The 23626-nt window shown below is 68.7% G+C and carries 22 protein-coding genes, 1 tRNA gene, 2 pseudogenes and 1 riboswitch; of the genes and pseudogenes, 12 read left to right on the forward strand and 13 right to left on the reverse strand.

Annotated features, from left to right (window positions below):
* Positions 1–303 precede the first annotated feature (303 nt).
* The 12 genes and pseudogenes from FCK90_RS08725 to FCK90_RS16025 all read left to right on the forward strand — a co-directional run.
* Positions 304–570, forward strand: a complete 267-nt coding sequence (locus tag FCK90_RS08725) for a DUF6112 family protein (RefSeq protein WP_158033931.1) — start codon at positions 304–306, stop codon at positions 568–570.
* A gap of 121 nt (positions 571–691) precedes the next feature.
* Positions 692–1003 carry a DUF6112 family protein gene (locus FCK90_RS08730; protein ID WP_158033932.1) on the forward strand — a complete coding sequence of 104 codons (312 nt, stop codon included), beginning with the start codon at positions 692–694 and terminating at the stop codon, positions 1001–1003.
* A 39-nt stretch (positions 1004–1042) separates the two neighbouring features.
* The gene (locus FCK90_RS08735) at positions 1043–2539 is read left to right on the forward strand and encodes a conjugal transfer protein TrbL (RefSeq protein WP_158033933.1); all 1497 of its coding nucleotides are present in this window, start codon (positions 1043–1045) and stop codon (positions 2537–2539) included.
* Positions 2540–2546: 7 nt separating this feature from the next.
* Complete coding sequence (locus FCK90_RS08740; RefSeq protein WP_158033934.1) at positions 2547–4010, forward strand: SCO6880 family protein; 1464 nt, start codon at positions 2547–2549, stop codon at positions 4008–4010.
* Positions 4011–4112: 102 nt separating this feature from the next.
* The gene (locus FCK90_RS08745) at positions 4113–4979 is read left to right on the forward strand and encodes a hypothetical protein (RefSeq protein WP_158033935.1); all 867 of its coding nucleotides are present in this window, start codon (positions 4113–4115) and stop codon (positions 4977–4979) included.
* Positions 4976–6463: an ATP-binding protein gene (locus FCK90_RS08750; protein WP_158033936.1), complete on the forward strand. Its 1488-nt coding sequence runs from the start codon at positions 4976–4978 to the stop codon at positions 6461–6463. Before FCK90_RS08745 ends, FCK90_RS08750 begins: the two co-directional genes overlap by 4 nt.
* Positions 6463–7041: a hypothetical protein gene (locus tag FCK90_RS08755; RefSeq protein ID WP_181954252.1), complete on the forward strand. Its 579-nt coding sequence runs from the start codon at positions 6463–6465 to the stop codon at positions 7039–7041. The genes FCK90_RS08750 and FCK90_RS08755 overlap by 1 nt, the downstream gene beginning before the upstream one ends.
* Positions 7038–8830, forward strand: a pseudogene (locus tag FCK90_RS08760) (type IV secretory system conjugative DNA transfer family protein). The gene FCK90_RS08755 and the pseudogene FCK90_RS08760 overlap by 4 nt, the downstream one beginning before the upstream one ends.
* Before the next feature lie 83 nt (positions 8831–8913).
* On the forward strand, positions 8914–9390 hold the full coding sequence (locus FCK90_RS08765; RefSeq protein ID WP_158033937.1) for a single-stranded DNA-binding protein: 477 nt from the start codon (positions 8914–8916) through the stop codon (positions 9388–9390).
* A gap of 15 nt (positions 9391–9405) precedes the next feature.
* Positions 9406–10038, forward strand: a complete 633-nt coding sequence (locus tag FCK90_RS08770) for a hypothetical protein (protein WP_158033938.1) — start codon at positions 9406–9408, stop codon at positions 10036–10038.
* 6 nt (positions 10039–10044) lie between these two features.
* Positions 10045–10245 (forward strand): hypothetical protein, encoded by a 201-nt coding sequence (locus FCK90_RS08775; RefSeq protein WP_158033939.1) that lies wholly within the window; start codon positions 10045–10047, stop codon positions 10243–10245.
* A gap of 180 nt (positions 10246–10425) precedes the next feature.
* Positions 10426–11493 (forward strand): annotated as a pseudogene (locus FCK90_RS16025) (recombinase family protein); the annotation flags it as partial.
* Between the two features lie 601 nt (positions 11494–12094).
* On the opposite strand, the gene FCK90_RS08795 reads toward FCK90_RS16025, so the two are convergent.
* From FCK90_RS08795 to thiM, 13 genes are all read right to left on the reverse strand, one after another.
* Positions 12095–12167: transfer RNA gene (locus tag FCK90_RS08795), tRNA-Ala, on the reverse strand.
* 142 nt (positions 12168–12309) lie between these two features.
* Positions 12310–12711, reverse strand: coding sequence for a ribosome silencing factor (rsfS, locus tag FCK90_RS08800; protein WP_158033941.1), 402 nt, complete (start codon positions 12709–12711; stop codon positions 12310–12312).
* Positions 12712–12770: 59 nt separating this feature from the next.
* Positions 12771–13607, reverse strand: a complete 837-nt coding sequence (locus tag FCK90_RS08805) for a prolipoprotein diacylglyceryl transferase (protein ID WP_158033942.1) — start codon at positions 13605–13607, stop codon at positions 12771–12773.
* Complete coding sequence (gene nadD, locus FCK90_RS08810) at positions 13604–14284, reverse strand: nicotinate-nucleotide adenylyltransferase (protein ID WP_343029893.1); 681 nt, start codon at positions 14282–14284, stop codon at positions 13604–13606. Before nadD ends, FCK90_RS08805 begins: the two co-directional genes overlap by 4 nt.
* 38 nt (positions 14285–14322) lie before the next feature.
* Positions 14323–14574: a hypothetical protein gene (locus FCK90_RS08815; protein WP_158033943.1), complete on the reverse strand. Its 252-nt coding sequence runs from the start codon at positions 14572–14574 to the stop codon at positions 14323–14325.
* Between the two features lie 145 nt (positions 14575–14719).
* Positions 14720–16036, reverse strand: a complete 1317-nt coding sequence (locus FCK90_RS08820; RefSeq protein ID WP_158033944.1) for a glutamate-5-semialdehyde dehydrogenase — start codon at positions 16034–16036, stop codon at positions 14720–14722.
* 66 nt (positions 16037–16102) lie between these two features.
* A complete protein-coding gene (gene proB, locus FCK90_RS08825) occupies positions 16103–17437 on the reverse strand; it encodes a glutamate 5-kinase (RefSeq protein WP_158033945.1) in 1335 nt (444 codons plus the stop codon).
* Positions 17438–17555: 118 nt separating this feature from the next.
* The gene (gene obgE / locus FCK90_RS08830; RefSeq protein WP_158033946.1) at positions 17556–19130 is read right to left on the reverse strand and encodes a GTPase ObgE; all 1575 of its coding nucleotides are present in this window, start codon (positions 19128–19130) and stop codon (positions 17556–17558) included.
* 210 nt (positions 19131–19340) lie between these two features.
* Positions 19341–19604, reverse strand: a complete 264-nt coding sequence (rpmA, locus tag FCK90_RS08835) for a 50S ribosomal protein L27 (RefSeq protein ID WP_158033947.1) — start codon at positions 19602–19604, stop codon at positions 19341–19343.
* A 98-nt stretch (positions 19605–19702) separates the two neighbouring features.
* Entirely contained in the window at positions 19703–20014 is a 312-nt protein-coding gene (gene rplU / locus FCK90_RS08840; RefSeq protein WP_158033948.1) for a 50S ribosomal protein L21, read from the reverse strand.
* A 294-nt stretch (positions 20015–20308) separates the two neighbouring features.
* Entirely contained in the window at positions 20309–21943 is a 1635-nt protein-coding gene (locus tag FCK90_RS08845) for a bifunctional hydroxymethylpyrimidine kinase/phosphomethylpyrimidine kinase (protein ID WP_246180107.1), read from the reverse strand.
* Complete coding sequence (gene thiE, locus FCK90_RS08850; protein WP_246180108.1) at positions 21940–22641, reverse strand: thiamine phosphate synthase; 702 nt, start codon at positions 22639–22641, stop codon at positions 21940–21942. Before thiE ends, FCK90_RS08845 begins: the two co-directional genes overlap by 4 nt.
* 14 nt (positions 22642–22655) lie before the next feature.
* A complete protein-coding gene (gene thiM / locus FCK90_RS08855; RefSeq protein ID WP_158033949.1) occupies positions 22656–23495 on the reverse strand; it encodes a hydroxyethylthiazole kinase in 840 nt (279 codons plus the stop codon).
* Positions 23486–23583, reverse strand: a riboswitch (TPP riboswitch). (Overlaps the previous gene by 10 nt.)
* Positions 23584–23626 lie beyond the last annotated feature (43 nt).

Below are 23626 nucleotides of genomic sequence, written 5' to 3' on the forward strand. Positions count from 1 at the left end.
TCTGCTACTGGAGTCCTGACCGGTTCCGCTGGCGTCATACGCAACCCGTGGGTCTTCACCGCCGGCGTCACCGCTGTCTTCGGGTCGCCGTGACCAGCACTGACGCGCCGACACCCGACCGATGACACCCGCGCACCAAGGCCCTCACCCAGGACACCTTCCCATCGAGACCGCGACGATTAACCCTCGATAGCGGTTCACCGGGGCGACCCCGACGCACCTGAGTGACATGCACCTGCCACGTACTCACCCCGTACTCGGGCACTTCGATCATCCGACCCTGCCGGTGGGGAGTTGAGCGGCATGGACGTCTTCCCCGACTTCGACGGGATCGGTGGGATCGGCGATCTGCGCGCGGTGGTCGGCGCGCTGCTGACATTCGTGCTCATCACCGCCGTCCTGATGCTGATCGTCTCGGCGATCATCTGGGCCGTCGCCGCCGCGAACGGCAACTACAGCGCAGCCGGGAAGGGTCGCACCGGCGTTCTCGTCGCTCTCGGCACCGCGATCCTGGCCGGTGCCGGTGTGGCGTGGATGAACTGGCTCATCGACCTCGGCCAGCAAATCTGACCCCTCTACGCGGTCGGAACTGCTGCCTCGGACGGCCCGTGGGGATGGTGGCGCACCTGATCTGCGAACCCATCCGTGTTCCCCGCCCCTCAGTGCGGGTTCCGTTCGTCAGGAGACTCACGTGTTGGATCTCATCACCGCTCTGCCGGCTCTGCTGCCGATGGATGTCGACATCACTCCCAACGATGACGGCCTGCCCGGCATCGCGCAGCTGCGCACCATCGTCGGCGCAGTCATGACCATCGGCCTGATCCTGTCCGTTCTCGCGCTGATCATCTCCGCCATCGTTTGGGGATTCGGTGCCAACTCCTCCAACCCCCACCTTGCCGGCCGCGGCAAGGTCGGCGTCCTCGTCTCCTGCGGTGCCGCGGTGATCTGCGGCGCCAGCGTGACGTTGATCAACTTCTTCTGGGACGTCGGCCAGCAGGTCTGACACCAACCGCCGTCTCGACCCCCTGAAGGAGTGATTGCGGTGGGTGTATGCGATATTCCCGTCATCTCAACCGTGTGCGACACCGCCGGCGAAGCCGCCGCGAGCTTGGTGGCCGCACCGTTCGACTGGCTCGCCCAAGCCATGGGCGCCGCCGCCGGCTGGCTGTTCGAGGCCGTGTGGTCCGTGTTCGACACCACCACCCTCGTCGATGTCACCCGGCCCGAGTACGTGGCGGTCTACAACCTGCTGTTCGGCATCGCCGTGTTCGTGATGCTGATCTTCTTCTGCCTCCAACTCATCACCGGCCTGATCCGCCGTGACCCCACCGCCCTGTCTCGGGCCGCCCTGGGGTTGGCGAAGTCCGTGCTCGGCTCGTTCGTGGTGATCACGCTGACGGCGTTGCTGCTGGAGATCGTCGACCAACTCTGTGTCGGGATCATCCAGGCCGCTGGGGAGACGACGGAGTCCATGGGTGACAAGATCACCCTCCTCGCCGCGGGCCTGGTCGGGATCAACATCGCCGCCCCCGGGGTGGGCGCGATCATCACGATCTTCCTCGCCGGCCTGGCGATCGCCGCAGCAGCGATCGTGTGGCTGTCCCTGCTCGTGCGCAAGGCGCTGTTGTTGGTGGCGATCGTGTTCGCACCCCTGGCGTTCTCCGGCGCCTCTTGGGACGCGAGTAGGGGGTGGATCGGGAAGTGGGCGATGTTCGTCATCGCGCTGATCTGCTCCACGCTCGTCCTGGTCGTGATGTTCCTCGTCGCCATCACCCAGGTGTCGGCACCGATCGATGCGGACCTGTCCTCGATCAGCGACCCGCTGGCGGGGATCGTGCTGATGGCGATGGCCGCGTTCGCCCCCTACCTGACGTACAAGTTCATCAGCTTCATCGGCTTCGACATGTACCACGCGATCGGCTCCGAGCAAGACGCCAAACAGGCCCTCAACCGACCCGTCCCCACACCTACGCAGTCAGCCGGTGATGCCCCGAAGAAGGTCCTCAACGGCGGCAGCAGCGGCAGCGAGAGCGGTGGCGGGGGTGGCAGTAGTGGAAGCGGTGGAAGCGGTGGGAAGACGTCGCCTCAGGCCAAGACCTCCGCACCTCAGGCATCCGGAAGCGGTGCCGCGGGAGGCGCGACAACCGCGGGTGGGTCCGCCGGAGCCGGCGCCGGCGCCAGCGGCGGCGCAGGAGCTGGTGCGGCCGGTGCAGGTGCTGCGGCGGCGGGGCCGGCCGCGGCAGCGGTGATCGCAGGGAAGGTCGCCAAGGATGCGGCGACCGCCGGGCCGAAGGCCGGCACGGCCCTTGGCAACCAGGGCGAGACCGCCGCCGACAACGCCGGGCAGACCGGCGCGACACCGCCTCCTGGGGCGGCCTCGACATCGTCCGCCCCGACCCCGAAGGCTCCGCCGTCGGCCGAGCCGAAGACACCGTCGGCGGGTCCCTCGCAACCGACGTCGCCTGCGCCGAAGCCGACCCCGCCGCCGACACCGAAGTCGCCCGGCCCGCCCGCACCGAAGCCGACCGGGAAGGAGTGACCTCGTCATGACCTCGAAGCATAAGGAGTCCTCGACGGAGCTGGTGCCGGTCAAGTTCTCCCGGCTCACCCGCCGCGGCATCCTCCTCGGACTGTCGCTTTCCCAGCTCCCTACGCTTGCCACCGGCGTCCTCGCGGTCGTCGGCGCGCTCTATGCCGGCGGTGGCATCCTGCTGGCCTACACCGCCCCCGTCTGGGTGCTCGCCGCCACGCTGACCTGGATACCCGTCGCTGGGCGTCCTGCCGTGGAGTGGCTGCCGGTGGCGTGCTGGTGGCTGTGGCGCAGCACCGCAGGTCAACTCCTCTACCGCCGCCGCATCGTGGCACCCCGCCCGGCCGGCACACTGGCGCTGCCCGGTGACATGGCGCGCCTGCGCGAATACACCGACCCCGAGACCGGGGCCGGGATGATCCACGACCCCCACGCTGCCACCCTCACCGTGGTCTGCGAGGTGACCCATCCGGCGTTCGTGCTGCTGGACCCCGGCGAGCAGGAACGCCGCGTCACCTCATGGGGGCGCGTGCTGGCCACCGTGTGCCGCTCCGGGCGGATCGCCACCCTCCAAGTGCTGGAACGGACGCTGCCGGACTCCGGCACCGGGCTCGCCGAATGGTGGGCCTCCCACGGCACCGCCGACGACACCTGGGCAGCGACCACCTACGCCGAACTCATCGAGCGCGCCGGACCGGCCGGGGAACGACACGCCACCACCCTGTCCCTCTCGCTGGACATGAAAACCGCCGCCCGGCAGATCAGGACCGCCGGTGGCGGCATCCGCGGCGCCGCTGCCGTCCTGCGTCAGGAGATGTCCACCCTGGTCGCGGCGCTGCGCTCAGCCGACCTGAAACCCTCGGGATGGCTGAGCCCGGGACAGATCGCGGTGATCCTGCGCAGCGCGTATGACCCAGCGATCGCCGCGACCCTGGAACGCCACGGCGAACTCGGCCAGCACCTCGCCACCGCCGGTCCCGTCGCCGTCAACGAGTCCTGGACCCGGTTGCGCACCGACTCCGCCCACCACGCGGTGCTGTGGATCAGCGAGTGGCCGCGCTCGATGGTCTACCCGGGCTTCTTGTCGCCGGTACTGCTGTCCACCGGCATCCAACGCTCGTTCTCGCTGCTGTGCACCCCGATGCGCTCGGACCAAGCCGCCCGCGACATCCGCAAGAAGAAGGTCGAGCACCTCTCCGACCAAGCCCAGCGGGCGAAGATCGGGCAGATCGAAGACGCCACCCAAACTGCCGAGTACCACGACGTCCTCCAGCAGGAGGCCGACCTGACCGCCGGCCACGGGGTGCTGCGGTTCACCGGCCTCATCAGCGTCTCCGCACCCACCGTCGAAGAACTAGACGCCGGTGTCGCCGCGATCGAGCAGGCCGCGATCCAAGCCTCCTGCGAGACGCGGCTACTTGTGGGGCAGCAGGCCGCCGCATTCACCGCCGCCGCGCTACCGCTGTGCCGCCGCATCTGACGCCCGGCACACACTGCGGTCGTCGCGCCGTGGGGGCGCGCGTGCACCTGGCAGTCAACCCCGGATGACCGGGGCTTTCGTGCTCGTCACAGGAGGCCGCTCATGCCCACGTATCACGACCCACTCCAGGATGCTGCCGAAGCATCCGACGCGCTGCGCGGGCTCGCGCACGCCAGCCGCGTCTTCGACAACCCCGCCGACACCTACAGCGTGCTCGGCGACCTCCTCTCCGGCGTCCGATCGCTGCGCCAGGTGCTCGACCAGGTCGGCTCCGCACATCTCGGCCATCGCGGCCGCGCGCACGACGATGACGGTGACCAAGCGATCGGTGCCTCCGAAGCCCTCGCCGCCGCCGACGACCTGCACCACGCCGGAACGCTCCTCGATAGTGTCGAGGAGCGAGTCAATGCCGCGATGACCCACTCTGGACGCATCGCCTGGCACGCCCCAGCCCAAGAACTCGACCGGGAAGCAGTGTCCACGGAAGCACCGCACCGGTGGCTCAGCGTCGTCTTCCTCCAAGGCTCAGAAGCCGATGACGTGCTCGACCTCATCGACCGCGACGTCCCCGACGCGGCCATCGCGCACCTGAGGAACTGGGACTACGGGGACGAGACCACCGACGCGGCACTGGAGAACGGGTACGTCTACGACGAACCACCCACCGGCCAGCTGGACAGGGTGGCCATCGACGGTGACTACACCCTCACCTACAACCCGTTCATGGGGCACATCAATCTCCTGCGGGCACACCCCGCCGCCATGCCGGACCCGGACCTGGTCGAGACCGACGTGGTGCCCGGGCGTGAGGCCATCAGCGGCGTCGGACCGCTCGATTCGAACACGCCGCGGTCAGCGGGGACGCCAGCGTCCGCGCGGATGCAGCAGGCTTCGGCGGTTGCGGACCGGGATTGGTTCGCCGGTCCGGCCCGCTCCTCTGGGTCGGTTGAGCGGGGGTTGTCGCTGTGAGCGCGCGGGAGAGCGAGCGGCTGCACGCGTCGGTCCTGGTGGCTCCGGCCGCTGATCGTCGCCGACTGCGCATACAACGCCAGCGGGCCGCCGCAGCACTTCGGGCCGAGCAGCACCGCGCCGATCAAGCTGCGGCGCGAGCGAAGGCCGACGCGGAACGCGCCGAACGCAAAGCCACCAGATACCTGCCTGCTGCCGGTGAGCCCGGGCCTGCCGCGCTGCGCACCCCGGGCAGGTTCCGCCTCCCACGCCATCAGGACACGTCGGCGACGTTGGCGGGGGCGTACCCGTTCGTCGCCGAAGGCGGCCTCGGCGCTGACGGCGTCTTCGTCGGCCAAGACCTCTACTCCGGCGGCTCCTTCGTCTACGACCCCTGGGTGCTCTACGCCCGCGGGATCATCACCGCCCCCAACCTCGTCCTCGCCGGGATCGTGGGCTCGGGCAAATCCTCCCTGGCGAACTCGCTCTACACCCGCTCGCTGCCATTCGGACGCCGCGTCTACGTGCCCGGCGATCCGAAGGGCGAGCACACCGCCGTCGCCAACGCAGTTGGCGGGAAGGCAATCGTTCTCGGCCACGGCCTGAACACACGCCTCAACCCCCTCGACGAAGGCCACCGCCCCACCGGACTGTCGGACCGGGAGTGGGCCATCACGGTCGCCTCCCGCCGCCGCGACCTCATCGGCGCTCTCGCCGAGACCGTCCTGGCCCGCGGGTTGACGCCGCTGGAGCACACGGCAATCGACCTCGCCCTCACCGCAGTCGTCGCAGAAAACACCGTGCCGATCCTGCCGATGGTCGTCGACCGCATCCTCAACCCAGACGAGACCGCCGACGGCAGGCTCGCCGAGGACGGGCGGCTCGTCGGCCATGCCCTGCGGCGCCTGGTCGCCGGTGACCTCGCCGGCCTGTTCGACGGCCCCAGCACCGTCCGGTTCGACCCAAGCCTGCCGATGATCAGCCTCGACCTGTCCCGCGTCACCGAGAACAGCACATTGATCTCAGTGTTGATGACGTGCTCGTCGGCGTGGATGGAGTCCGCCCTGCTGGACCCCAACGGTGGGCAACGGTGGGTGATCTACGACGAAGCCTGGCGGCTGATGTCCCACCCCGCCCTGTTGAAGCGGATGGACGCCCACTGGCGCCTCGCCCGGCATTACGGGATCGCGAACATGCTGATCTTCCACAAACTCTCCGACCTGGACAACGTCGGCGACGCTGGCTCCGCCATGCGCTCCCTCGCCAACTCGCTGCTGGCGAACGCCGAGACCCGAATCGTCTACCGGCAGGAATCCGACCAGCTCGGCCCCACCGCCCAGGCACTCGGCCTCACCGGCACCGAGCAGAAACTGCTGCCGAGCCTGGGCGTCGGGCAGGGGCTGTGGCGCATCAAGGACCGGGCCTTCGTCACCCAGCACCAGCTCCATCCCGCCGAGCTGGCACTGTTCGACACCAGCTCGCGGCTCACCTCGGGGGTGAAGTGATGACCCGCGAACCCCGCCGTGCCACCGGGCCGGAACCAGAGGAGACGCCGGTCGTGCTGCCGCACGCGGTCATCACCGTCACCGAGACCGGCGCCCTGAACGTCACCCTCGACGGCACCGACGTCCCACCACCAGAGGGCGAAGCGTGGACGCGCGGCACCTTCGGGCCACTGCTGGACGCCCTCACCCGGGACCGGACCATCACGGTGCGCATCGAGGTGCACGAGAGCGACGGGAGCGTGTTCACCGACGTCATCCGCGCCCGCCGCCGCACCAGACCCGAACCACCAGACACCCAGGCCGAGACCGAGAACAAGACTGAGGACGACCGGGAAACACGGGTCAAGAGCAGGAGCAAGCGGCGTCCGGACCTGGTCGAAGTGACCGGCGAGGGGTTCGTGCCCGGTGAGGACGTCGCCGCCGCGGTCATCGTCTCGCACACCGATGCCACCAGCACCGGTCATGCCCGCGCGCTCCTGGACCGACGTCGGCTCCGGTCACTGCTGTCCGACGGCGGCGGTGAGGTGATTCTGTTCGGCCGCATCTCGGGCACGATCCACGTCCGGCGACTGTCGTGAGCACCCCATCCGGACGGCAGGCCGGCTCGTTCGGTGACGAGCTGACCAACGCCGCCCTGATCGCCCTGGTGGGGATGTTCGGGATCGCGCTCATCCTCCGCGCCTCCGGGTCCGTGGCCGCGTTCCTCACCGGCACACCGCAACCCGAGGCCGGCCCCGCCGCCGGTCTCGGACTGCTGTTCAACCCCAGCGACCCCGCGGCTGCGCTCGACGCCGACGGGCTCAACCCGACCATGTACTGGATCATCACTGCGGCGTTGCTAGCCGGGCTCGTCACGGCCGGGGCGTGGGTGTGGGTGCGGCTGCGCCGCCATTCCCGCCGGGTCGAGACCGACCCACGCCGGCTCGCCGGCGCCGCTACAGCCCATGAGGTCACCCAGAGCGCCTCGGCGAAGGCACTGCTCCGCCGAGCCGAGACACTGCGCCCCTCGCTCGATAAACCCGCACCCGGCGATGTCGGTTATCGGATCGGCGCGTCCAAGGGGCGCGACGTGTGGGCGAGCGTGGAGGACTCGATCCTGCTCATCGGCCCGCCCCGCTCAGGCAAGGGCCTCCACATCGTGATCCCGGCGATCCTCGACGCGCCCGGCGCCGTCGTCACCACCTCGACGCGGCCGGACAACCTCACCGCCACCCTCCGCGCCCTGGCAAAGTGGCGGCCGGCCGGTGGCGGTGTTCGACCCTCAGCACCTCGCCGAAGGCATCCCGGCCGGGATGCGCTGGTCACCGATCCGCGGATGCGAGGACCCGCTCACGGCGATGATCCGCGCGACCGGCCTGTCGGCCGCGACCGGTCTGTCTGCTGGCAGGGTCGAATCCGGCGGCTTCTGGGAAGGCAAGACCCGCACCGCCCTCCAAGCCCTCCTACACGCCGCGGCGCTCGACCACCGGCCCCCAGCAGAGCTGTTCCGCTGGGCCCTCGACCCCTCCGCCGCCGCCGAAGCCGTCGCGATCCTCACCAACAACACCCAGGCAGCCACCGGGTGGGCGGACTCCCTCGGGGCAATGATCGACGCCGATCCCAAAACCAGGGATTCGATCTGGCAGGGCGTCGCCCTGGCCCTCGGCGCACTGGCCGACCCGCGCGTCCTCGATGCCGTCTCACCGGGCCCGGGTGAGGACTTCGACCCCGAAACGTTCATCCGCGACCGCGGCACGCTCTATCTCCTCGCTACCGGCGCGGGCGCCGGCGCATCCGCTGCCCTGGTCGCCGCATTCGTCGAAGACCTGATCGAGACCGCCCGCCGTATCGCCGCGCGCTCACCCGGCGCCCGCCTCGACCCGCCCCTGTTGCTCGCACTGGATGAGATCGGCAACCTCGCCCCCCCTGCCCAGCCTCCCCACTCTGATGGCTGAGGGCGGGGGTACCGGTATCACCACCCTGCCCGTGCTCCAGTCCCTCGCCCAAGCGCGCGACAAATGGAACGACAACGCCGCCGGAGCGATCTGGGACGCCTCCATCGTCAAGGTCATCCTCGGCGGCGCCTCGAACTCTCGCGACCTCCAAGACCTGAGCACCTTGATCGGCGAACGCGATGAGTACACCGACTCCGTGACCCTCGGAGACCACGGCACCCGCTCGAACCAACGCTCCATCCGCCGCGTCGCGATCCTGCCGCCCGACCGGATCAGGATCCTCCCCTTCGGCACCGGCGTCACGCTCCTGCGCGCCGCTCCGCCGATCATCACCGACCTCCACCCGTGGCCCAAGCGGCCCGACGCTGACCGGCTGAAAAAGGAGCGTCGCGAGCTGGAGGCACTGCTGCACCGACCCACTAGCGACGAGTAGTCCCGGCCGTGGATGCGGGCGTGCACCTGCCTGACACCAGCAACCCCGGCCTGGGGTTGCGTGTCTGGAAAGGGATCAGTCCGATGGCTATCCGTACCCAGGAATCCCTCTCGGGGTTCATCGCCACCGACCCGCAGCTGACCTACACAGAGCGCGGGGAAGCACGCTTTTACGCCAGGTTCGGGCAGGAGAACTACCGCCGTGAGGAGACCGGGGAGTTCACCAAGCTCGACCCGTCGTTCGGCAACCTCGTCCTCTATCGGGCGACAGCAGACCGCGCCCACGAGCGGTTCACCAAGGGCGACCAGTTCGTCGCCGAGGGCTACAGCCACGACTACTCCTACGAGCGCGACGGACAGCAGATTGAGGGCACTGAATTCGTGGCGAAGAAGATTGGCCACGACACCGCCCGCACCCGCTACGACGTCGACCGCACACCCCGCCGCACCCTCGATCGCTACGCCGCGGACCGCAAAGCCCCGGCCCGAGAGCAAGGCCGCGCGTTCGACCAACCCGAGCGCGGCCAGCAGGCCACCAACGCGCCGGTGCTCGGGCACTGACCGGGAGGCGACACGATGAGCGAGCACACCCCTGGCCATGGTGACGAGGTCGATCCCGACGAGATCGACCTCGACGACCTGGACTCCTTCCACGACGATCCCATAGGCGGCAGCGATGTATCGGCCGGGCCGCCGCACCCGGTGAACTGGAACCTGCTCTCGGCCCACGACCTGGAACAGGAATGGTTGGAGCTGAACCGGTGGGTCGACTGGCTCCGCCACACCTACGGTCTCCCCGCATCGGTGGTCCCGCCGTTCTGGCACCACCACCCCGAACTCGTCTGGGAACTCTCCGCCCTGCACCTGCACTGGCTGTGCGCCTACGACCCCGACCAGAACGGCTCCGCACCCATCGGTTGGCACCGCGACTTTGCCGACGTCCGCCAGCGACTGCGGGACTGGGTCGCCGCCTCCGGTACCCGATTGGACCGCGATCGACCAACGCGGCAGACCACTTGGCCCGGCGAAGATCCGGCCCCCGCGGTCGAAGACAGGATCATTACCGACCGAGACGGCGAGTTCGTGCAGTTCGTCCAAGACCAAGTGCGTGAACGTCAGGAGGAAGAGGACGCGTTCTACGCCACCTTCGATGAGGCCACCGGCGAACTCCACCACCCCGACGACCAGCACCACAATCAAGGTCGGTGAGCGGATGTGGTTCGGAAGTATCAGCGGAAGACGGACCGGCCGGCAGCGACCCGGCCGGTCCGCGTGCGCTACCAACGACGAGAAGAGATCGATGCAGAGAAGGTCGCCGAAGTCCTCATCCGCATCGCGCTGCGCCACGCCGACGACGACAGCGACACCGGTCGCACCGGCGACTATCTCCGCGACCTGCTCACCACCAGCCGGTAGAATCGATCTTGCACTACGACGATTCGGCGTCGCTGGCACCCGACTCCTAAGCCCCGCATCTGGGGTGTTCTTTCCGCACTCTCACGTGACCGCCATTCGGCGCCCCTAGCCGCCTATCCCTGCGGCGTTGGGCTTCTGAAAGGCGGTCACACCATGACACTGCTCGACCTCTCCAACGGGATGGACCTTCAAGCCCTGCGTACGCTTGCCGCCGGCACCAGCCGCGCGGCGAAGCAGACCATCGACCGCGGCGCGGCGGAGGGGCTGGTGCCGGCGATCTCCTATCTGCGGGTCACCACCAAGGACCAAGCCACCCGCTACGGGCAAGAAGAGGGCCTGTCGATCCCGGCGCAGCGTGAAGCCGCGCAGCGCAAAGCCGAACAACTCGGCGCGGTCATCGTCAAGGAGTTCATCGAGCCTGGCGAGTCCGCGAAGTCCGCGCGCCGGCGCGCGTTGCAGGAAATGCTCGACTACATCGCCGCGAATCCGGTCCGATACTGCATCATCAACAAGGTCGATCGAATCGCCCGCAACCGCCTCGACGACGCGACCATCCACGCTGCCCTGCGCGGTGCGAACACCACCCTCGTGTCGGTGACCGAGAACATCGACGAGACTCCCTCGGGGATGCTCATGCACGGCATCCTCGCCTCGATGGCCGAGTTCTACTCCCTCAACCTCGCCCAAGAAGTCATCAAAGGCATGACGCAGAAGGCCACCATCGGCGGCACCCCCACCAAAGCGCCCCTCGGGTACCTGAACGTGCGCACCACCGACGCCAAGGGCCGCGAGATCCGCGACGTCGAGGTCGACCCCGACCGGGCCGATCTGATCCGGTTCGCGTTCACCGCCTACGCCACCGGCGACTGGTCCCTGTCCTTACTGGCCCGCGAGCTGAACGTCCGCGGTCTGACCACCCGACCTACGCCGTCGCAGCCCGCCCGACCCATCGCGACCACGGCACTACACAAGGTCCTGACCAACCCTTACTACCAGGGCACCGTCACCTTCCGCGGCATCACCTACGACGGCGCCCACTCGCCGCTCGTCGACTCCGAGACCTGGCTGCGTGTCCAGACCCAGCTCGATGCGAAGAACGCCCGTGGGGAACGCCCACAGAAGTACGACCACTATCTTAAGGGCTCGCTGTACTGCTCCTGCGGCGCCAAGCTCATGATCGAACGACCCCGCGACAGGGCCGGGGATCGGTATGAGTACTTCACCTGCTCCGGCCGGCGCCGCAAGCGCACCACCTGCACCCGCTCCGCGATCCTCGCCGAGCGGATCGAGGAGCGCATCGAAGCGACCTACGACACCAACAGTCTCATTCCGGCCGAAGCTGATCGGGTGCGAGAGGTGCTGCACCGGGTGTTCGATCAGCTCGAAGCCTCCAGCGACGACGAACGCAAACTCCTTGAGGCCCAGAAGGAGAAGCTCGAAGCTGAACGGCTCAAGCTCGTCCAGGCCCACTATGCCGACGCGATCCCGCTCGACCTGCTCAAGAGCGAGCAGGAACGCATCCGTGCCAGCCTCGACAAGATCACTGCACGGCTCGACACGATGGCCACCACCTACGCCAGCGCCCGAGAGGGTCTCGACGCGATCGTCGACCTGCTCACCGGCCTTGGTGACCTCTACGACCGCTGCGAACCTGCTGAACGGCGGATGCTCAATCGCGCCCTGTTCGACCGCATCATCATCGACGAAGGCGAGAACGTGACGCCGGTGCCGGCCGAACCCGCAGCCAGCGTCCTTGCCCACGTCACCAGCGACGTCCCGGCTCAGGTGACCGCGGAAACGAACCTGCCCCGCCATCAGGCGGGGCAGGTTTCGATTTTCTCAACTTACGTGGAGCTGAGGGGACTCGAACCCCTGACCCTTTGCATGCCATGCAAATGCGCTACCAGCTGCGCCACAGCCCCTTGTCGTTGACCCAAGAACCCTACCACGTCGGATCACTCCACCGCAGTCGGCCGGACACTTCCCGTTTCCGTTCCGTGTTCGCGTCCCGTTCGGACAACGCTGTAAATCTTAGGCCGGAAGCCGGCCCGCCGCAAATCGTGGTCACTCCCCCGAGGCGGCAGGGTTCTCCTCCGGCGACTTCGGCTGCAGGCCCAGATCCACCACGGGAGACTCGTTCCACAGGCGTTCCAGGGCGTAGTAGGCACGGTCCTCGTCATGCTGGACGTGCACGATCACATCGCCGTAGTCGAGCAGCACCCAGCGGCCCTCGCCCTTGCCTTCACGGCGGACGGGACGCAGGTCGTACTCCTCGATCAGCGCCTCCTCGATGGCATCAACGATCGCGCCGACCAGCCGCTCGTTGGATGCGGAAGCCACCAGGAACGAGTCCACGATGCCCAGCGCCTCGCTGACGTCCAGGGCCACGATGTTCTCGGCCTGTTTCTCGTCTGCAGCCTTGGCCGCGGTGCGCAGGTAGGCCAGTGATGTTTCGGGGAGGGTCATGACGTAGGTGATGTCCTTTCTCGGAGCCAGATTTCTCGGAGCCAGTTTCAAAACAAGATTCAGAGCAAGATGATGAGTGCGACCACGAGCGCCACGACGACCAGAGACACCAGCAACAAGATGATGTTCCTGGTGCCGGAGGACTCGCGGTACTGCTTGTCGTCCAGCAGTTCGAGGCCTTCGGCGTCCAGCGCCCTGACGGGTTTGCCGGGCTCCTCGTGCTGTTCGACCTCCACCGCCGGTTCCTCAGCGTCCTCCGGGCCGTCGGCGGCGGTCTCTTCGACGGCGGTCGCCGGATTCTCCAGAGCCGGTTCGGCGTCGTCATCCTGGCTGGCGTCAGGTGCCTCGGGGCCGGCGTCGGGGACCTCGGGCTCCGGTTCGTGAGCACCGGGCTCAGGCTCCTGAGCGGCGTCGGGTGAGGGTGCTGCTGCCTCGGCGTCCTCGTCCTCCGTGGCAGCCCGCTGAGCGCGCAAGGCCCGGCGCCGCACCTGATCCGCCGGGATGGAGGTGGTCTCGACCGGGGAGTCGTCGTCCGCGCGCTCCTGGTCGATGGCCATGGCACGCTCGGCCGTCTGGCGGTCCTCGTCGGAGGAGCGCGCCGCCCGGGAGGACAGTTCGGCCATGCGGCGCTGCTTCTGCGCCAGGTCCTCGTCCACATGCTCGGGATCGTCGCTCTGCTTCTCCGCGAGCTCCCTGGCGTGCTGCTCCATCTGCTCGCGCAGCAGGGCGAGTCGACGGGGGCCCAGCGGCTTGTCCGAGGTCTCCACCTCTCCCCCGCCCAGATCGATCTCCGGTGCGGGCAGATCCAGTCCCCTGGTGTCCAGGTCGTTGAGGTCAGGGACCTGGATGTCGTCCGGCGAGGGCTCGCCGCTTTCCAGGAACCGGTCCTGGCTCATACTCTTGCCTCTTTCGCATCCGGCACCGGGGAGGTCACGACCTGGCCGGCGTGCTGCTGCCGCAGCTGCTCGTCCCTGGCGTCCCGGTAGAGCCCGTATTTGCCGATGTACTGCACCACGCCGTCGGGGACGAGGTACCACACGGGCTTCCCGTCGACCACGCGGTCGCGGCAGTCGGTCGAGGAGATCGCCATGGCCGGGACCTCCATGAGGGTCACGCCGCGAACGCCGTCGGGCGCTGCGAGCTCATGACCCGGCCGGGTGACCCCCACGAAATGCGCCAGGTCCCACAGCTCGTCCGCGCCGTGCCAGCCCAGGATCTCGTTCATGGCATCCGCGCCGGTGATGAAGAACAGGTCCGAGTCCGGACGCTGCTCATGGAGATCGCGCAGGGTGTCGATGGTATAGGTCGGTCCACCGCGGTCGATGTCCACGCGGGAGACGCTGAAACGCGGGTTGGACGCCGTGGCGATCACCGTCATCAGATACCGGTGCTCGGGGTGGGAAACCGTCTTCCCGGCCTTCTGCCAGGGCTGGCCGGTGGGGACGAAGACCACTTCGTCCAGGTCGAAGACCGCCGCGACCTCGGAGGCCGCGACCAGGTGACCGTGGTGGATGGGGTCGAACGTGCCGCCCATCACGCCCACGCGGGCGCGACCGGCAACCCGCGGGGGCACCTCAAGATCGTGAGCCGGATTCACGTGCGTGGGTGACCTCAGTGACCACGCTTGGCTTCGTAGGCGGCGACGGCGTGGGCCTCGTCCGCCGGCAGAGCGGCCGGGTCGGCGTGGTGGTGGTCGGTGGCCTCGGGCATGGTGCTGCGCGGGCTGAACGCCCAGGTCGCCAGGAACATCGCGATGAACAGCAGGAACGCGCCGATACCGAACCAGGCCGGGTGGACCGGGAGTTCGTTGACGATGTGCGCGCCCTCTTCGGCCGCCTGGATGAGCGGGGTCGACTGCAGCATGTGGGTCCCTTCGCGAGCCGTGTGGTGCCCTGTTCCCGTCTACCCGGGTCTGGGCGAGTTGATGTGGTGCTATCCAACTAGACACCCATGGTAACCGCACGCGCGCCCCGGCCGGGGCGCGCGCAGCCGGTCACTCATGATGTCGTCACTTCCGGATGTGGCCGTCTCCCTGCACGATCCACTTGGTCGTGGTCAGCTCCTCCAGGCCCATGGGACCGCGGGCGTGCATCTTCTGGGTGGAGATCCCGATCTCGGCGCCCAGCCCGAGCTGCCCGCCGTCGGTGAACCGCGTCGAGGCGTTGACCATGACGGCGGCGGCGTCGATGGAGGCGATGAACTCCTCCGCATTGGCCAGGTCGTTGGTCACGATCGCCTCGGTGTGACGCGTGGTCCAGCGCTCGATGTGCTCGAGCGCCTCATTCATATTGTCGACCACCTTCACGGCCATGTGCAGATCGAGGTACTCGGTCGCCCAGTCCTCATCCGTGGCGGCGGGCTCATCGGCACCGGCGGGCAGCATCGCCGCTGCCCTGTCGTCGACATGCAGGGTCACGCCGGCCTTGATCAGCCCCGCGAGCACGGCGGGGCCTGCGGCCGCGTCCTTGTGCAGGATCAGCGTCTCGGCCGTGTTGCAGGTCGACAGACGCTGGGTCTTCGCATTGACGACGACGTCGACCGCCATCCGCTCGGGGGCCGAGGCGTCCACGAAGACGTGCACGTTGCCCTCACCCGTCTCGATGACGGGCACCGAGGCGTTCTGCACGACGGATTGGATGAGCCCGTGCCCGCCGCGCGGGATCAGCACGTCGACCTGGCCGCGGGCGCCCATCAGCGCGGTGGCGCCGTCGCGGCCGTAGTCGTCGATGGACTGGACGATGTCGACCGGCAGCTTCTGGTCGGCCAGGGCATCGCGGATGATGCCGACCAGCGCCCTGTTCGATTCCAGGGCCGCCGAGCCGCCGCGCAGCAGGACGGCGTTGCCGGACTTCAGCGCGATCCCGGCGATGTCGACGGTGACGTTCGGGCGCGCCTCGTAGATCGCGCCGACGACGCCCATGGGCACGCGGACCTGGCGCATGCGCAGGCCGTTGGCCAGGGTCTGCCCGCGGACCATGCTGCCGACGGGGTCCGGCAGGGCGGCGAGTTCGCGCAGGGCGTCGGCCAGGCCGGTGATCCGCGCGCGGTCGAGCTTCAGTCGGTCCAGGAGGGAAGCGGCCGTGCCGTTCTCCTCACCACGGGCCAGATCCTTGCGATTGGCCTCGATCACGGTGCCCGCCTGGGCTTCGATCTGCTCGGCGATGTGCAAGAGGGCCGCATCCTTGCGGGCGCGGGTGGCCTTGGCCAGTTTCCGTGCGGCCACCCGGGCGTCGTCGGCCATCAGCCCGACGCCGGTGACGGCGTCCTCACCGAAGGTGGCTTTGATGGATGCTCCCGTGGTAGCTGCGGTAGTGGTCTCAGACATGAATCCTGCTCCTGATTCTTCAGGTCGTTCGGATGGTCAGTGTGCCGTCGGCACCGAGTCAGAGGTTCAGCCGGCCGGCTGCGGGTCGTCCTTGGGCTGGGGTACCTGGGGGATCGCCCGGGTCGCGAAGTCCCGCTGAGCGGCCTTGCCCTTGCGGACCCTGGTCTTGGCCGACTTGGCCCGCATGGTGACCAGGTTGTCCACGTGCACGAGCTCGCGCTCGAAGCGCGGCCCCAGTTCCTCGCCGAGTTCGTTCGTGCTCTTGCCGAGCATCTCGGGGATCTCGTCGGCGGCGTAGTTGCAGATGCCGTGGGCGACCTCGCGGCCGTCCGAATCCAGTAGGGAAACCGGATCGCCCGCGTCGAAGTCGCCCTTGACGGCCGTGACGCCGGCGGCCAGGAGGGAGTTGCGCTGGCCGACGGCGCGTACGGCGCCCTCGTCGAGGACCAGCGAGCCCTTGATATCAGCCAGGTGAGCGAGCCAGAGGAGACGGGCGTTGCGGCGCCCGCCGGTGGTGGCGAACCAGGTGCCCACGTCCTCGCCGGCCAGTGCCGGCTCGATGCTCTGCGCGGAGGTCACCATCGCCGGGATACCGGACGATGCGGCGATCCGGGCCGCCTGGACCTTGGTGACCATGCCGCCGGAGCCGACGCCAGCGCGCCCCACGGTGCCGATCTGGACGCCGTCGAGGTCCTTGAGGGGATCCTTGACCACGCTGATCCGCTCGCCGCCGTGCTGGGGCGGCTTGGTGTAGAGCGCGTCCACGTCCGAGAGCAGCAGCAGCACGTCGGCCTTGACCAGGTGCGCGGTCAGCGCCGCGATGCGGTCGTTGTCGCCGAACTTGATCTCCTGGGTGGCCACGGCGTCGTTCTCGTTGACGATCGGCATGACGCCCAGGTCCAGCAGGCGCTCGATCTGCCGGTGGGTGTTCTTGTAGTGGTGGCGTTGCATCAGGTCCTCGGCGGTGACCAGCACCTGACCGACCGTGACCCCGTACCGGGCCAGGGAATCGATGTAACGGCCCATCAGCAGCCCCTGCCCGACCGAGGCCGCGGCCTGCTGCGAGGCCAGGTCCTTGGGTCGCTTGGCGAAGCCCAGGGGGGCCAGGCCCGCGGAGATCGCGCCGGAGGACACGAAGACGACCTCCTTGCCCGCGTTCTTGAGCTTCCCCAGTGCGGCGACGATGCGCTGCACGGCAGCCTCGTCGATCGAGTTCTCGATGCTCGTCAGGGACGATGAACCCACCTTGACCACGATGCGCTTGGCCAGCGGGATCTGGCCCGGCTCCTCGATCGGTGAGCGGCGGTTCTTGCCCCGGTTCTCCGAACTGAGCTGGGAGGTGGATTTGGCAGCGATGCCTTCCAGGGTTTCGACGTCGATGTTCTGCAGCCGTGCGGGCATGCTCCTCAGATGTCCTTCCTCATGGATTCGTCGTGCAGGTCGATCAAAACAGTGCGATGAAAACAGTGCAGTCAAAAAGTTCGGTCACAAGGGATGAGATGTATCTAACACGAAACTACTACTGGCCGTCGTCCGCCGTGTCCTCCGCGGCCCGGCGCGCCTTGCGCTCGCTCACGGATTCGGTCCAGACGCCGGCGACGCGTTCGGCCTCGAGTTCGTCGCGGGCGGCGGCCTTGGCGTCCATGCGTTCGTAGTACTCACGACGGCGTTGCTCACGGGTGGGCCGGTGGTCCTCGGACAGGCGCGGATCCGTGCCGCGGGGCGAGGCCAGCAGCTCGGCACCGCCGAGCATGGTGGGCTCCCAGTCGAAGACCACGCCGTTCTCCTCGGGACCGATCAGGACGGCGTCGCCGGGACGGGCGTTCATCTTGAACAGCTCCTCCTCGATCCCGAGCTTCGCGAAACGGTCGGCCAGGTAGCCGATCGCCTCCTCGTTCTTGAAGTCGGTCTGCAGCACCCACTTCTCGGGCTTCTCCCCGCGGACGTGCCAGATGGGCTCCAGTGAGCGTTCCTCGCGGGTGATGGTGAACTCCTTGGCACCACCGCGCACGGCCTTGGGCCGCAGCACCACTCGGGCCGGTTCCGCGGCGGGCTCCTGCTCGCGGCCCTCATGCACGATCTGGCCCATGGCGTAGGTCAGCTGCTTGAGGCCCTCGTGGGAGGCGGTGGAGACCTCGAAGACCCGGTAGCCCTTCTCCTCCAGCATGGGGCGGACGAACTCGGCCAGCTCGCGCGCCTCGGGCACGTCGATCTTGTTGAGCACCACCAGGCGCGGCCGCTCCAGCAGGGGAACGGACCGGCCGCCGTCGAGCCTGCCGTCGACCGCGTAGGCCGCCAGCTCGGACTCGATGATCTCGAGGTCGGAAAGGGGATCGCGGTTGGGTTCCAACGTGGCGCAGTCCAGGACGTGCACGAGCGCCGCGCAGCGCTCGACGTGCCGGAGGAACTCGAGCCCGAGTCCCCTGCCCTCGGAGGCGCCTTCGATCAGCCCCGGCACATCGGCGACCGTGTAGCGGTACTCCCCCGCCTCCACCACGCCCAGGTTCGGCACCAGGGTGGTGAAGGGGTAGTCGGCGATCTTGGGCCGCGCCTTGGAGATCGCCGCGATCAGCGAGGACTTGCCCGCCGAGGGATAGCCCACCAGGGCGATGTCCGCCAGGGACTTGAGTTCCAGGACGACGTCGTTGCTCTTGCCGGGCAGGCCGAGCAGCGCGAAACCGGGGGCCTTGCGCTTGGGCGAGGCCAGGGACGAGTTGCCCAGGCCTCCCTGGCCGCCGGAGGCCGCCACGTACTCGGCGCCGATGCCCACCAGGTCGGCCAGGACGTTGCCCTCGCGGTCCTTGACCACCGTGCCGTCGGGGACGGAGAGGATCAGGTCCTCTCCCTTGAAGCCTTCACGGTGGTCGCCCATGCCCGGGCCCCCATTGGGCGCGGCGCGATGCGGCGAGCGGTGGTAGTTCAGCAGCGTGGTGGTCTGCCCGTCCACGCGCAGGATCACAGAACCCCCGTCACCGCCGCTGGCACCGTCGGGGCCGCCCAAGGGCTTGAACTTCTCGCGCTTGACGGAGACGCAGCCGTGGCCGCCGCTACCGCCGGAGGCGTGCAGCACTACTCGGTCCACGAACTCTGCCATGGTCACTCCTGGGGACTGGTGGGCTGAATCCGCCCGTCGGGCCGGGCGTTGAAGGGCTTTAAAGGCCGGAAAGGCTTGAAAACAAGAGTAGAGGGCGGGCGCACTGGGCACCCACCCTCTACTACACACGGTGAGCGTGACGCGCGGGATTAGCGCGCGTCCCGGGACCGGACGAGCCTCACCGGAGCAAGGCTCGCGACCGGTCGGAGATCATTCGGCGGCCACGGCCTCGACGACGTTGACGACCTTGCGGCCGCGCTTCGTGCCGAACGCGACCTCGCCGGTGGCCAGGGCGTACAGGGTGTCGTCCTTGCCACGGCCGACGTTGGCACCCGGGTGGAACTTGGTGCCGCGCTGGCGGATGATGATGGAACCGGCGTTGACGAACTCGCCACCGAAGCGCTTGACGCCCAGGTACTGCGGGTTGGAGTCACGGCCGTTGCGGGTGGAGCTGGCGCCCTTCTTATGTGCCATGTCTGATGCCTGCTTTCGCTAGGTGACCCGTTGGATCCGGATCCCGCATCTGCGGGTCACGGCGGGCCGAGCTGGTTGGGATGAGAACCGGATGCCTGTCAGGCGTTGATGCCAGTGACCTTCACGGTGGTCAGCTCGGCGCGGAAGCCCTGACGCTTCTTGTACCCGGTCTTGTTCTTGTACTTCTGAATGCGGATCTTGGGACCACGCAGATCCTCGACGACCTCGGCGGTGACCTTCACACCGGACAGCGCCTTGGCATCGGAGGTGACCTTGTCACCGTCAACCAGCAAGACCGCCGGAAGCTCGATGGTGCTGCCTTCATCACCAGCGACACGGTCGATGGTTACGAGGTCTCCAACTGCAACCTTCTCCTGGCGGCCGCCAGCGCGGACAATCGCGTACACCACTTGGAACTCACTTCTCTCGACTGAAACAAATATTGTCTTCGGCGAGCGCGTTCCCATACGGACCAAGGAGTCGTGCACAAGAACTCGGGACCGGCCAGTGGGATGGAGACGCTGGTCACGACCGCTCGTACAAAAGGTCAGGAACTACACCCGGAGGCGCTGCCGGGCTCCGCGCTCGAACTATGGACGGTAGTCGAGGGGCTCACCGGCTGACGCACCAAGAGTCGAGAATACGTCATGGCTGCAAGCCCCGGCAAGCATCGGCCGCCCCGCGAGTCGCCCATGCGAGCAGTCTCACGTTTCCCGCCCGTCCCCGGAGCCGTTCCGGGCCCGGCCGCGCAGGCACGGATCCTCGAAGAAGCGGAACTCGAGCTCGCAGGCGCGGTGGAAGGCCCGGCGCATGTGGTCCACGGTCGCGGGATCCGCCGTCCGGGCCAGGTCGTCCACCACGGCGCGGACCCGCTCGCCGGCCTCCGCGAAAGCCGGGTCGGAGTACGAGTCCAGCCAGGCGGCGTAGGGGTGCGCCCCGCCGGATCCGTCATGCCCGTCCTGGACTTGGGCGGCACGACGCTGCCGGTCCAGCTCGGTCCCGATCCAGGCGTAGAGCCAGTAGCACGGCAGCACCGCGGCCACGCCGACGGCCCAGTCCCGCGATTGGGTGGTGGCCAGCAGGAAGTCGGTGTATTCGTCGGTCACCTCGGTGCTCTGCACCGGGGCGTCCGCCTCCACCAGCGTCTTGTGAAGGGTCGCCGTCTCCTCCGCGCAGCCCGCCGAGCCCGCGGCGAACAGGGCCCGCCAGGATTCCCTGGGGGCTCGTACCGCCAGCTGGGCCAGGGCCCTCGAGTAGTCCTGGAGGTAGATCAGGTCCTGAGCCAGGTAGTCCAGGAAGACCTCCCGGGGCAGCGATCCGTCGGCAAGGCCGGGAACGAAACTGCCACCGCGGATCCGCTCCCGGAGGTCCCCGGACTCGTTCCACAGTTGCCGGGTGAAGGAGGTGCCCGTGTCCTCCGCCTCATCCTCCGTCTCTGGACGGGACCATTCTGCGACGGCCTGTTCGAGGAGATCGTCCAGGTGATGGCCGTGGTGCACCGGACCGTTGCCGTGGCCGACCTCCAGCCGGTCGGCTGCCAGCAGGGCACCCCGCAGCCACTGGCGTCCCGCCCGCACTGCGGCCGGCCATTCACCGGTCCTGGCGGCCAGTACCGCGACCGCCGAGGACAGCGAGCACCCCGTGCCGTGGGTATTCCTGGTCTCCACCCGCGGGGCGTGCACCTCGACGGCCGGTTCCGGTCTTCCGGGTTCGATCAGGGCGTCCGGGGTGTCCTCCCCCGGCAGGTGCCCGCCCTTCACGAGCACCCGGACCCGATGGGCCTCTGCCAGCCGATGGCCCTGGTCCAGCGCCGTCGCCCAGTCCGCGGCGACCTCCTCTCCGAGCAGCACGGCGAGCTCCGGGAGGTTCGGGGTCACCAGGTCCGCCAGCTCCAAGAGCTTGCGGATGGCGTCCTCCGCGTCGTCGTCGAGCAGCCGACCGCCCGCCGTGGCGACCATCACCGGGTCCAGGACCACCACCGGGGGCCGGTGATCGCCGAGCCACTGGGAAACGGCCTCGATCACGGGGACGGAGCCGAGCATCCCGATCTTGACCGCGTCCACGGTCACGTCCCGGGAGACGGCTTCCAGCTGCTCGGACAGGACCGACACGGGCACCGGATGCACCGCCTCGACCCCTTGGGTGTTCTGGACGACGATCGCCGTGATCGCGCTCATGCCGTATCCGCCCAGCACGGCGACGGTCTTGAGGTCGGCGTGCTGGCCGGCTCCACCGGTGGGGTCGGTGCCGGCGATGGAGAGCACCCGGGGTGTGCGCCGCGGCTCGATGGCACGGCCCTGGTCTTCGCCCGCCCGGTCTGCTTCAACGGTGTGTTTCACTGGCCCATCGCCTCCCGGTAGTTCGCTGCGGCGCGTTGCGGGTCCTCCGCAGCGCAGATTCCCGAGACGACGGCCAGGCCCCGGGCACCGGCCTTCATGAGAGAGCGCGCGTCGGTCACCTCGACTCCCCCGATGGCCACGGCCGGCACGGGACACCGTTCGAGCGCCTCCCTGAAGCCCTCCACGCCCAGCGGCTGGGCGTGGTCGGGTTTGGTCCCGGTCGCATGCACGGGGCCGATGCCCGCGTAGTCGACGGTCCCGGCGGGCAAGGCCGCTATCGCCGCGGACTCCTCGGCGGAGGCCGACGACAGGCCCACGATGGCCCCCGGGCCGCACAGAGCGCGTACGTCGGCGACCGGGATATCGGACTGGCCGACGTGCACGCCGGCCACCTGCGCCCCGCGTTCCCGTGCGGCCAGATAGACATCGACGCGGTCGTTGACCAGGATCGGAACGCGGTCGCCCACCCGGCGCGCCACCTCGCACACCAGCTCCAGGACCTGCCTGCCGGTCATCGTCTTGCCGCGCACCTGGATCATGGTCGTCCCGCCCGCCACCGCGGCCTCGACGACCTCGGGGACGGTGCGCGGAAGGCTCAGCTGAGAGTCCGTGACGTGATAGAGCAACAGGTCCCGCGGGTCGAAGGAGGGACCTCCCGCCCGGCTCATCACCGCGTTGCTCATGGCTGCGTTGCTCATGGCTGCTCCCTTCATCACGAGGCCACCGACTCGCAGGTCACGGCGCTGCGCTGCCGCAGGCTCTCCGGGTCCATCGCGTAGACGGCATCGATGAGCGCGACGGCGAAGCTGCCCGGTCCGGCCGCCTCCGCGGCGGCGATCTCGGCGGCGACCTCCCACACCACGCTGCCGGCCACGGCAGCCTCGACGGGGTCGTCCGTCACGGCGCAGAAAGCCGCGATCACCGCCCCGAGGGCGCAGCCGCCACCCGTCACGCGGGTGAGGGACACGTCGCCGTGCGGGACCCGCCAGGTGCCCTCGGCACCCGTCACCAGGTCGACCTCGCCGCTGATCGCCACCGCCTTCACACCGTGGTCCGCGATCAGGCTCTGCGCGGCGTCCCGGGCATCGGCCGGCTGGACCGTGGAGTCGGTTCCGCGGCCGCCGGTGCCACCGCACAGCGCCAGGACCTCCGAGGGGTTGCCACGCACCACGGTGGGCTCGAACTCCAGCAGCTGCCGGGCGAGTTCGGACCGGACCGGCAGGGCCCCCACGGCGACGGGATCGAGCACCCAAGGAGTCCCCATGTCCGCGCAGCTCCGGGCGGCCTCCAGCATGGCCTCGCGCTGCTCCGGGTGAGGTGTGCCCAGATTGATCAGGACGCCGTCGGCGATCCCGGCGAACAGCCCGGACTCCCCCACGATGTCCGTCATCGCCGGCGAGGCCCCCAGAGCGAGGAGCGAGTTAGCGGTGAAGTTGGTGACCACCGCGTTGGTCAGGCATTGGACCAGGGGGCGCCGAGCGCGGACGTCGTCGAACAGCGCCGTCAGACGGTCGGATGGAAAAGGTGAGGCGGGCGCATAGCCGAGCGGCATGGCGACAATCCCTTCGCTAGTACGAGCTAGATCAGGTTCGACGGGTCTTCTCTCAGCCGGATATCGTCCGGCACCCCGTGTCACTGCCCCCAGTGTATCGCCCGGCACTAGCGTGCAATGCCGACACGGTG

This window comes from Kocuria coralli, from assembly GCF_008831305.1.
Classification (GTDB): domain Bacteria; phylum Actinomycetota; class Actinomycetes; order Actinomycetales; family Micrococcaceae; genus Kocuria; species Kocuria coralli.

Excerpts from the sequence above, each read along its gene's own strand:
- FCK90_RS08725 (WP_158033931.1), top strand. The coding sequence starts at position 304 with ATGGACGTCTTCCCCGACTTCGACGGGATCGGTGGGATCGGCGATCTG.
- FCK90_RS08740 (WP_158033934.1), top strand. The coding sequence starts at position 2,547 with ATGACCTCGAAGCATAAGGAGTCCTCGACGGAGCTGGTGCCGGTCAAG.
- FCK90_RS08745 (WP_158033935.1), top strand. The coding sequence starts at position 4,113 with ATGCCCACGTATCACGACCCACTCCAGGATGCTGCCGAAGCATCCGAC.
- FCK90_RS08755 (WP_181954252.1), top strand. The coding sequence starts at position 6,463 with ATGACCCGCGAACCCCGCCGTGCCACCGGGCCGGAACCAGAGGAGACG.
- FCK90_RS08765 (WP_158033937.1), top strand. The coding sequence starts at position 8,914 with ATGGCTATCCGTACCCAGGAATCCCTCTCGGGGTTCATCGCCACCGAC.
- FCK90_RS08770 (WP_158033938.1), top strand. The coding sequence starts at position 9,406 with ATGAGCGAGCACACCCCTGGCCATGGTGACGAGGTCGATCCCGACGAG.
- rsfS (WP_158033941.1), bottom strand. The coding sequence starts at position 12,711 with ATGACCCTCCCCGAAACATCACTGGCCTACCTGCGCACCGCGGCCAAG.
- FCK90_RS08805 (WP_158033942.1), bottom strand. The coding sequence starts at position 13,607 with ATGAGCCAGGACCGGTTCCTGGAAAGCGGCGAGCCCTCGCCGGACGAC.
- FCK90_RS08815 (WP_158033943.1), bottom strand. The coding sequence starts at position 14,574 with ATGCTGCAGTCGACCCCGCTCATCCAGGCGGCCGAAGAGGGCGCGCAC.
- FCK90_RS08820 (WP_158033944.1), bottom strand. The coding sequence starts at position 16,036 with ATGTCTGAGACCACTACCGCAGCTACCACGGGAGCATCCATCAAAGCC.
- proB (WP_158033945.1), bottom strand. The coding sequence starts at position 17,437 with ATGCCCGCACGGCTGCAGAACATCGACGTCGAAACCCTGGAAGGCATC.
- obgE (WP_158033946.1), bottom strand. The coding sequence starts at position 19,130 with ATGGCAGAGTTCGTGGACCGAGTAGTGCTGCACGCCTCCGGCGGTAGC.
- rpmA (WP_158033947.1), bottom strand. The coding sequence starts at position 19,604 with ATGGCACATAAGAAGGGCGCCAGCTCCACCCGCAACGGCCGTGACTCC.
- thiE (WP_246180108.1), bottom strand. The coding sequence starts at position 22,641 with ATGAGCAACGCAGCCATGAGCAACGCGGTGATGAGCCGGGCGGGAGGT.
- thiM (WP_158033949.1), bottom strand. The coding sequence starts at position 23,495 with ATGCCGCTCGGCTATGCGCCCGCCTCACCTTTTCCATCCGACCGTCTG.